The sequence below is a fragment of the Streptomyces sp. NPDC006385 genome (assembly GCF_040612485.1).
Classification (GTDB): Bacteria; Actinomycetota; Actinomycetes; order Streptomycetales; family Streptomycetaceae; genus Streptomyces.
On the sequence record NZ_JBEXQG010000051.1, the window covers coordinates 54,624 to 63,786 of the forward strand.

Annotated in this window: 6 protein-coding genes; 4 read left to right on the top strand and 2 right to left on the bottom strand. The window is 70.4% G+C overall.

The window, feature by feature from the left end:
• Positions 1-101: 101 nt before the first annotated feature.
• Positions 102-1,136: a non-homologous end-joining DNA ligase gene (gene ligD / locus ABZ078_RS30900; RefSeq protein WP_356580666.1), complete on the top strand. Its 1,035-nt coding sequence runs from the start codon at positions 102-104 to the stop codon at positions 1,134-1,136.
• On the opposite strand, the gene ABZ078_RS30905 is transcribed toward ligD, so the two are convergent.
• Positions 1,123-3,336, bottom strand: coding sequence for a family 16 glycoside hydrolase (locus tag ABZ078_RS30905; RefSeq protein WP_356580667.1), 2,214 nt, complete (start codon positions 3,334-3,336; stop codon positions 1,123-1,125). The genes ligD and ABZ078_RS30905 overlap by 14 nt on opposite strands.
• Positions 3,333-5,816, bottom strand: a complete 2,484-nt coding sequence (locus ABZ078_RS30910; RefSeq protein WP_356580669.1) for a ThuA domain-containing protein — start codon at positions 5,814-5,816, stop codon at positions 3,333-3,335. The genes ABZ078_RS30905 and ABZ078_RS30910 overlap by 4 nt, the downstream gene beginning before the upstream one ends.
• Positions 5,817-5,994: 178 nt before the next feature.
• Here ABZ078_RS30910 and ABZ078_RS30915 point away from each other — a divergent pair, with 178 nt between their 5' ends.
• The 3 genes from ABZ078_RS30915 (at position 5,995) to ABZ078_RS30925 (ending at position 9,074) form a co-directional block, all read left to right on the top strand.
• A complete protein-coding gene (locus ABZ078_RS30915; protein ID WP_356580671.1) occupies positions 5,995-7,005 on the top strand; it encodes a multicopper oxidase domain-containing protein in 1,011 nt (336 codons plus the stop codon).
• A 14-nt stretch (positions 7,006-7,019) separates the two neighbouring features.
• The gene (locus ABZ078_RS30920) at positions 7,020-7,943 is read left to right on the top strand and encodes an ornithine cyclodeaminase family protein (protein WP_356580673.1); all 924 of its coding nucleotides are present in this window, start codon (positions 7,020-7,022) and stop codon (positions 7,941-7,943) included.
• Positions 7,944-8,036: 93 nt separating this feature from the next.
• Entirely contained in the window at positions 8,037-9,074 is a 1,038-nt protein-coding gene (locus ABZ078_RS30925) for a LacI family DNA-binding transcriptional regulator (protein ID WP_356580675.1), read from the top strand.
• Positions 9,075-9,163: the final 89 nt, after the last annotated feature.

The following is a 9,163-nucleotide window of genomic DNA, read 5'->3' on the forward strand; positions in this document are numbered from 1 at the left end:
CACCCGGTCCGCATCCGGGCGGCTCGGGCAGGAACGCCGTCGGCCCACGGCGGCCGCCGCCCGGTATGCGAGGTCCACCCGGTCCGCCTACCGTGGCTCGCATGGGAGAAGCGGTGGAGCTGGAGGCGGGCGGCAGAACCGTGCGCCTGTCCAATCCGGGCAAGATCTTCTTCCCGGAGCGCGGTTTCACCAAGCTGGATCTCGCCCGGTACTACGTCGCCGTCGGCCCCGGGATCCTGCGCGCCCTGCGCGACCGCCCCACCACCCTGGAGCGCTACCCGGACGGCTTGACCGGCGAGTGGTTCTTCCAGAAGCGGGCGCCCAAGAACATGCCCGACTGGATCCCCACCGCCCACATCACCTTCCCCAGCGGCCGCAGCGCCGACGAGATGTGCCCCACCGAGGAGGCCGCCGTCCTGTGGGCCGCCCAGTACGGCACGCTCACCTTCCACCCCTGGCCGGTGCGCCGCGACGACGTCGACCGCCCCGACGAGCTCCGCATCGACCTCGACCCGCAGCCCGGCACCGACTACGCCGACGCCGTCCGCGCCGCCCACGAACTGCGCGCCGTCCTCGACGAGTTCGGCGGCCTGCGCGGCTGGCCCAAGACCTCCGGCGGCCGCGGCCTGCACGTCTTCGTGCCGATCGAACCGCGCTGGACCTTCACCCAGGTGCGGCGGGCCGCGATCGCCGTGGGGCGGGAGATGGAACGGCGGATGCCGGACCACGTGACGATCAAGTGGTGGAAGGAGGAGCGGGGCGAGCGCATCTTCATCGACTACAACCAGACGGCCCGCGACCGCACGATCGCCTCCGCCTACTCGGTACGGCCGCGCCCGCACGCCCCCGTCTCGGCCCCCCTGCGCTGGGAGGAGGTCGGCGAGGCCCACCCCCGGGACTTCGACATCGCGACCATGCCCGCGCGCTTCGCCGAACTCGGCGACGTGCACGCGGACATGGACGACCACCGCTTCTCCCTGGAGGCCCTGCTGGAGCTGGCCAACCAGGACGAGCGCGACCACGGGCTCGGCGATCTGCCGTACCCGCCCGAGTATCCGAAGATGCCGGGGGAACCCAAGCGGGTGCAGCCGAGCCGGGCCAAGAAGGCACCCGAGGCGCCTCCTACAGCTCCTTGACGCGGATGTCCCGGTACGACACCACGTCCGTCGTGCCGTGCACCTGGAGCCCGATGTAGCCGGAGGCGAACCGCCGCCCGTCCGTGCCCGGGTCGTCCGAGCGGGGCGGGGAGAAGTCCAGGCCGCCGATGTTGTCGAACTCGTTGATCAGCACGCCGTTGCGGTAGATCGAGTAGTGCTGGTCGACCACGCGGATCTCGTAGTCGTTCCAGGTGCCCTTCTGGGTGACACCGGCACCCGCGAGCCCGACGCGGTCGAAGCCGTAGACCGAGCCCGTCTTGTACATGTCGCCGTCGGGCCGGTCGAGCACCTGCACCTCATGGCCGTACTTGATGGCGACCCACTCGGGACGCGACTCCTCCGGGTGGTCGTGGACCCACGGGAAGCGGACGAACACGCCGGAGTTGGCGTTGCCCGTGCCCGGTGCGTCGTCCCGCCACTGGAGCCGGAGCGAGAAGTCACCGTACTTGCGCTGCGGGAACCACAGCATGCCCAGGCCCGGCTTCACCGTCCCGCTGGTGATCGACCCGTCCGCATTCAGCCCGAACGAACCACCGCCCACCTGCTGCCACTTGGCGAAGGACTCGGCGCTGCCGTCGAGGATCGTGCGGTAGCCCTCGGTCTGGCCGGGCCTGCCGATCCCCGACTCGCGGGCGGCCTTGCGGATGGCGTTGTACTCGCGCTGGTCGACGACGCCTTCCTTGAGGAGCCGGTCCAGGACCGTCGTGACGTGCTTGAGGAACAGCGCGTGGGACGTCCACTCCTTCTCGTCCTCGATCAACTCGTTGATCCGGCACCGGCTGTCGGTGAGCCGGTTCGGGACACCCGAGTCGACCGTGCCGACGATCACCGTCAACCGCTCGTCGTACTCCGGGCAGTCGGGTGCCGGTACCTGACTGGAGACCACGGTGAAGGTCACCGTGCGCGCCGCCGAGGTGTTGCCCGCCTTGTCCGTCGCCCGGTACGCGAGGGTGTGGGTGCCCGCGCGGTCGACGACCACCGGGGCGCCGTACGCGAGGTACGGCCCGCCGTCGAGCGAGTACTCGATCCGGTCGACCCCGGAGCCGTGCTCGTCGGTCGCCGTGACGGTCACCTTCGCGTCGCCGATGTACGCCCCGTCGGAGTTCTTCGTCCCCTCGACGGTCACGCCCGTCACCGGCGGGGCGGTGTCCGGATCGGGCGTCGCCACGACCGTGAACCGCACGTTCTTCTCGGCGGCGACGTTCCCCGCCTTGTCGGTGGCCCGGTACCGCACCGTGTGCGTGCCTGCCTCGTGCACCATGACGGGAGCCGTGTACGGCTGCCAGGCGCCGGAGCCGATCGCGTACTCGACGGTGTTGACGCCGGAACCGGAGTCCGAGGCGGACACGGTGACGGTCGCCATGTCGAGGTACGTGCCGTCGGGGTTCTGCTCGCCGCTGACCGTCGCCGACGTCTCCGGCGCCGTCGTGTCGTCGGTCGGCGGCGCGACGACCGTGAACGCGACGCTCTTGTCCGCCGAGACGTTCCCCGCCCTGTCGAAGGCGCGGTAGCGGATCTTGTGGTCGCCGACCTGGTCGACGACGACCGGTGCGGTGTACGGCTGCCAGGCGCCCGCGTCGCCGACCGCGTACTCGATCCGGTCGACCCCCAAGCCGCCCTCGTCGGTGGCGTGGAGCGCGACGCTCGCCGAACCGACGTACTGCCCCTGCCCGTTCTGCGTCCCACTGACGTGGGCGGATGCCTCCGGTGCCGTCGTGTCCTCGCCCGTGCCCTCGGTCACCACGAGGATGCCCTGCATCTGCCCGTGGCCGGGGATCGTGCAGTAGTAGCGGTAGCGGCCGGGGGTGAGGGTGACCTCGGCGGTGTGACGGCCGCCCTGGTCGTCGTTCGGGTTGGCGAGGATGTTGAGCTGGACGTCGTTGTTGAACTCGGGGTCGGAGGTGTCGAACGTCAACGTGTGCGGCATTCCGGTGGTGTTGCCGGTCGCCGTGCTGTTCTCGAAGACGATCGTCGCCCGACCGGCGACGGCCGTCGCGGGGGCCGTCGTGTACTTGGTGATGTCGTCACCGGCGGTCCAGGTGAGCACCTGCGCCGCCGCGGCCGTTTCGGACGGGGCCTCGGGCTGCCCGACCGCGGGTGCGGCCTGCACTCCCAGGATCACCAGCAGCACCGCCAGCAGCGCGGTCCAGACTCTTCGTTGCCGACGTCGGCGTGTCACCGGCCTCCTCCTCTCGCCAGCAGGCCGGCGACCGGAGTCGGTCCGCCGCCCGTGTAAGTGACCCGCCACAGCGCCGACTTGGCGTCCGAGGTGAAGAAGCCGCGGCCGTAGTCGAGCACGTACAGCGCGCCGTCCGGACCGAACTTCCAGTCCATGAGGTTCTTGATGCCGTCGTTGCCGACCGGCACGATCTTCTTCAGCGACTCCGAGTGGACCGGCAGACCGCCGTCACCGTGCGTCTTCGGGTCGGTGATCACCGCGTTGCGCGGCTGGTCGGCGTCGTAGAAGTCGCCGACGAACCACTTGCCGTCCCAGTAGGCCGGCCACTTGATGTCGCTGTCGGCCCAGACGGTGTCGTACCGGTAGACCGGCCCGTTCATCGCGGCCTGCCCGCCGCCCTTGAGCCACGGCAGCCGATAGGTGGCCTCCTCCTGCTTGTACGACGGGACGCCGTTCGCGTCGCGCGGGAAGTCGGGCGCGCCGCCCTGGGGCGAGTACCAGATGTTGTTGCCGGTGACCGGCGGGAGGTTGACGAGGCCGTCGTTGTTCGGCGACTCGTTCTTCGGGTGGTCGCAGTCGTACCAGCCCAGCGGCTTCGTCGGATCGGGCAGATTGCGGTCCCGGTAGGGCTGGTTGTTGCCCATGCAGTACGGCCAACCCCGGTTGCTCGCCTTGGTGATGACGGCGAAGGTGTCGTACTTGGCCGGACCCCAGGTCGCAGACGGAGCCGAGGCGTCCGGGCCGACCCAACCGGCGTACAGGATGTCGGTCTGCCGGTCGACGAAGATCCGCGCCGGGTTGCGGACCCCCATCACATAGATCTCGCCGCGCGTCTTGCCGCCGCCCTCGTCGGTCTCCTCGCCGGTGAAGAGGTTGCCCTCCGGGAGCGTGTACGTCCCGTCCGGCTCCGGGTGGATGCGCAGGATCTTGCCGTTGAGGTTGTTGGTGTTGCCGGCGGTGCGGCGCGCGTCGGCGAAGGAGACGCCCTTGTAGTTCGGCTCGGGGTTGTTGCCCGAGTAACCGTCGCTGAAGCGGCTGGAGTTGTTGTCGCCGGTCGCGATGTACAGGTTGCCCTGGGAGTCCCAGGCCATCCCGCCGCCCGCGTGGCAGCAACTGTGGATCTGCACCGGCCACTTGAGCAGTACCTTCTCGCTGCTCAGGTCCAGCTTGTTCGTCGCCAGGTCGAGCGTGAAGCGCGAGACGCGCCGCTCGGCCATCCTCGTCTCGCGGTTGATCTGGGAGTGGGGGGTGTAGTGCAGGTACACCCAGCCGTTCTGCTCGAAACGCGGGTCGAGCTCGATGCCGAGGAGCCCCTCCTCGACCTTGATCAGCTCATCGCCGCCGCCCTTGTTGCCGAAGACGGTCAACTCACCCGCGAGCGTGACCTCCTTGGTCTTCGGGTCGTAGACGTGGATCTCACCCTTGCCCTTGCCGATGTCCGGGTTGTTCCAGTCGGTGATCACCGGCTGGGAGGAGTCGGCGCCGCCCCGCCCGATGTACAGGACGCGGCCGTCGGGCGCGGTGACCAGGCCGTGCGGCTCGCCGATCTGGTCGTTGCCGCCCGGCTGGTTGGGCCGGGTGAGGCGCTCGGCCTTGTAGTTGCCGGTGATGGTGGCCTTGCAGTCGGCCTGGACGAGCCGGGTGGTCCACAGCAGGGCGCCACGCAGATGCGTACGGAAGTCGGTCTCGTCGTACGAGGAGACCGTGCCTCCCATGCCGGTGTAGAACGAGCGGCCGCCGTCGTAGTCGCGGCACCAACTCACCGGATGGTCCCAGCCGTTGGCCCCCGCACCGGGCTGGTACGACGACTCCCGGACCCGTGCGACGGTGTGCACCTGGCCCGACGGGTTCTTCACCCAGTTCAGCCACTTGTCCGGCCGCTTCCACTGCACCGGCAGTTCCTGGGTGGCCGGATGCCGTCGGTCGCCGACCTCGACGACGGCCCGCTGTACGGTCGCCGGGCCGCCGGACGCGGGGCGGGCGCCGACCAGACCGGTGAACCAGTCCGAGTACGGCTCGGCGCGGGCCGCGTCATGGATGCCGACGAAACCGCCGCCCGCCTCCATGTACGCCTCCAGGCCCGCTTCTTGCTCCGGGTCGAGGACGTCGCCGCCGCCCGTGAGGAACACGATCGCGTTGAAGCGGCTCAGTCTGGTCTCGTCGGTGAAGACCGATGCGTCCTTCGTGGCCGCGACCTTGAAGCGCTGGTCGGCCGGCCCGGACAGGCCGATCCTCTCGATCGCCTCGATGCCGGCGTTCACCAGGGGCGACTCCTCACCGGCGGCCGCGGACCCGTGGAAGATCAGCACCCGTACATTCGCGCCGCCCGGGGGCGACTTGACGGACATCGTTGTCAGGGACGGGTCCGGGGCCGGGCGCGCGTCGGCGGCCGGGGCCGACATCAGTCCGGCGGCGACGACCCCGGCGGCCACGGTGGCCACCCAGCTCCGTCTCCTCGTGCTCAGCCCTCGCAAGTGCATGGGCACCTCCTCGGTCACAGCAACAGCGACAAGGAAGCTAGACCCCTTTGAACAACTCGCCAATACCTATGACCGGACTGGGACGAACTTTGTCCTGACAGTGGATGAACGGCGGAGCGGCCGGTACCGTCTCACCGATTCGTCCCCCTGATTTCCGTGACGCCGTGGGGAGTTCGGCATGGACAGACGCAGCGTCGACAGGCGTACCTTCAACCGACGCGTACTGCTGGGCGGCGCGACCGTCGCGACATCGTTGTCCCTGGCGTCGGTACCCGAAGCGGCGGGCGCCGACACCCCACCGAAGACCGCCCCGGCCGGCGGCGAGGTCAAACACCTCAAGCTGTACGCCGAGAAGCTCGCCGACGGGCAGCTGGGCTATGGCCTGGAGAAGGGCAAGGCGACGATCCCCGGCCCGCTGATCGAACTCAACGAGGGCGACACGCTGCACATCGAGTTCGAGAACACGATGGACGTACCGGTGAGCCTGCACGTCCACGGCCTCGACTACGAGATCACCAGTGACGGCACGAAGCTGAACAAGAGCCACGTCGAGCCGGGCGCCACCCGCACCTACACCTGGCGCACCCACGCCCCCGGCCGCCGGAGGGACGGCACCTGGCGGGCCGGCAGCGCGGGGTACTGGCACTACCACGACCACGTCGTCGGCACGGAGCACGGCACGGGCGGCATCCGCAAGGGGCTGTACGGACCGGTGATCGTGCGGCGCAAGGGCGACATCCTCCCCGACGCGACCCACACCATCGTCTTCAACGACATGCTCATCAACAACAAGCCCGCCCACAGCGGCCCGAACTTCGAGGCGACGGTGGGCGATCGCGTCGAGTTCGCGGTGATCACACACGGCGAGTACTACCACACCTTCCACATGCACGGTCACCGCTGGGCGGACAACCGCACGGGCATGCTCACCGGGCCCGACGACCCGAGCCAGGTCATCGACAACAAGATCGTCGGCCCGGCGGACTCGTTCGGCTTCCAGGTGATCGCGGGGGAGGGCGTGGGCGCGGGCGCGTGGATGTACCACTGCCATGTGCAGAGCCACTCGGACATGGGCATGGTGGGACTGTTCCTGGTGAAGAAGGCGGACGGGACGATTCCCGGGTACGACCCGCACGAGCACGAGCACGAGCACGAGCACGGGCATCGGTCGGCCGAGCACGAGCACTGACGCATCATGGACGGGTGACTCTCCTCCTCACGCGCGGTGACCTGGAAGCCGTACTGGAGCCGGAGGCCGGTATCGAGGTCCTGCGGGACGGCTTCCGGGCCGCGGACGGTGTGTCGATCGCAGGACAGCGGGTACGCACGGACCTGCCGTTCCCCGGCACGGCCACCGCTCTGATCCCGGGCCTGCTGCCCGGCGTCCCGGCCTACACCGTGAAGGTCAACGCCAAGTTCCCCGACGCCCGGCCCGCCCTGCGCGGGGTGATCTGCCTGCACAGCGGCATGGACGGCGAGTTGCTCGCCCTGCTCGACTCCGCGACGGTCACGGCATGGCGGACGGGGCTGGCGGCGGCGCTGGGGACGCAGCTGCTCGCCGGTCCGGGAGGGGTGCTGGGGGTCATCGGGGCGGGGGCCCAGGCCGAGCTGGTGCTACGGGGACTCACGGCGCTACGACCTCGCGGTGCCCTGGTCGTCCATGACACGTCGTCCGACCGCGCCGCGAACTTCGCCCGGCGGCACGGCGGAAGGGTGCTGTCCTGCGCGGCGGAGGTCGCCGCGATCGCCGACGTCGTCCTGTCGGCGACCTGGTCGCGACAACCACTGCTGCGCCTGGCGGACACCAGGAAGGGACAGCACTTCACGAGCCTGGGCACGGACGAGCCGGGCAAGGCGGAGCTGGCGGTCGATCTGCTGGAGGCCGCGACGGTCGTGGTCGACGACCGTGAACTGGCGGCGAGCATGGGCGCGTTGGCGTCCGGCGGAACCGCCTCCGCGACCTTGGGCGAGGTGGTGCGGGGGGAGCGTCCAGGGCGCGGGAGCGCCGAAGAACGCACCGTCTACGCGCCGGTCGGGTTGCCCTGGCAGGACCTGGCGCTGAGCTGGTCGGCGTATCGGGCGGCCGAGCGCGCGGGCATCGGGCGGAGGGTGGACCTGCTGGCGTGAGTCCACGAGCCCTTTCGGCCACCCGAGAGCGCTCTCACCTCCGGCTTCCACGAGGGCTATCCTGATCCGCAACCGCCGACGAGGAGCCCCGAAGTGACCGAAACCGCCCCGCGTCCCACCCTTGAGGCCGTGGCCGCACGGGCCGGTGTCTCGCGGGCCACCGTGTCCCGGGTGGTCAACGGTGGGGACGGGGTCAGGGAACCCCTCGTCGAGCGGGTCCGCAAAGCGGTCGACGAACTCGGATACGTGCCCAACCAGGCCGCCCGCAGCCTGGTGACCCGGCGGCACGACGCCATCGCGGTGGTCGTCGCCGAACCGGAGACCCGGGTCTTCGCCGACCCCTTCTTCGCCCTGCAACTCCGCGGTATCAGCAAGGAGTTGACGGCCCACGACAACCAGCTGGTGCTGCTCCTGACGGAGGGCCGCGACGACCATGCCCGGGTCGGCCGCTATCTCGCCGGCGGGCATGTCGACGGGGCGCTCGTCTTCTCGCTGCACCTCGAGGACCCGCTGCCCGGACTGATCCAGCGCGCCGGCGTCCCCACCGTCTTCGGCGGACGTCCCGGCTGGAACGGCGACCGGCGTGGCGTGGTCTACGTCGACAGCGACAACCGGGGCGGTGCCCGGGACGCCGTACGCCACCTCGCCTCCCTCGGCCGCGGCCGCATCGCGCACATCGCCGGAGCCCTGGACCAGACCTCGGCGGTGGACCGGCTCGACGGGTACCGGGACGTCATGGTCGACGCCGATCCGCGGCTCATCGTCGAGGGCGACTTCACGCCGGCCGGCGGTGAACGGGCGATGCGTGAGCTGCTGCGACGCTGCCCCGACCTGGACGCGGTGTTCGCCGCCAACGACCTCACCGCGGCCGGGGCCCTGCGGGTGCTGCGCGAGTCGGGACGGCGGGTGCCGGACGACGTCGCCGTGGTCGGGTTCGACGACATGCTGCCCGTCGCGGAGCAGACCGACCCGCCGCTCACCACGGTCCGTCAGGACATCGAGGAGATGGGTCGGCTGATGGCCCGGCTGCTGTTGCGGGGGCTCGACCGACGCGCGGCCGAGCAGGGCATCGGGGCCGCGCCGTCCAGCGTCGTCCTGCCGACCACGCTGGTCCGCCGTGCTTCTGCCTAGGGCCTGTTGCGAAAGTGGCGTCGTCGCCCGAAGGGCGGCCGCGCGGCGTCCGGTGCGCTCTCTCGGCGTGCCGCCCGGAAGCCCTCGTA

What these genes read in the sequence shown, in the direction of transcription:
- ligD (WP_356580666.1), top strand. Translation starts at nt 102, where the DNA reads ATGGGAGAAGCGGTGGAGCTGGAGGCGGGCGGCAGAACCGTGCGCCTG.
- ABZ078_RS30910 (WP_356580669.1), bottom strand. Translation starts at nt 5,816, where the DNA reads ATGCACTTGCGAGGGCTGAGCACGAGGAGACGGAGCTGGGTGGCCACC.
- ABZ078_RS30915 (WP_356580671.1), top strand. Translation starts at nt 5,995, where the DNA reads ATGGACAGACGCAGCGTCGACAGGCGTACCTTCAACCGACGCGTACTG.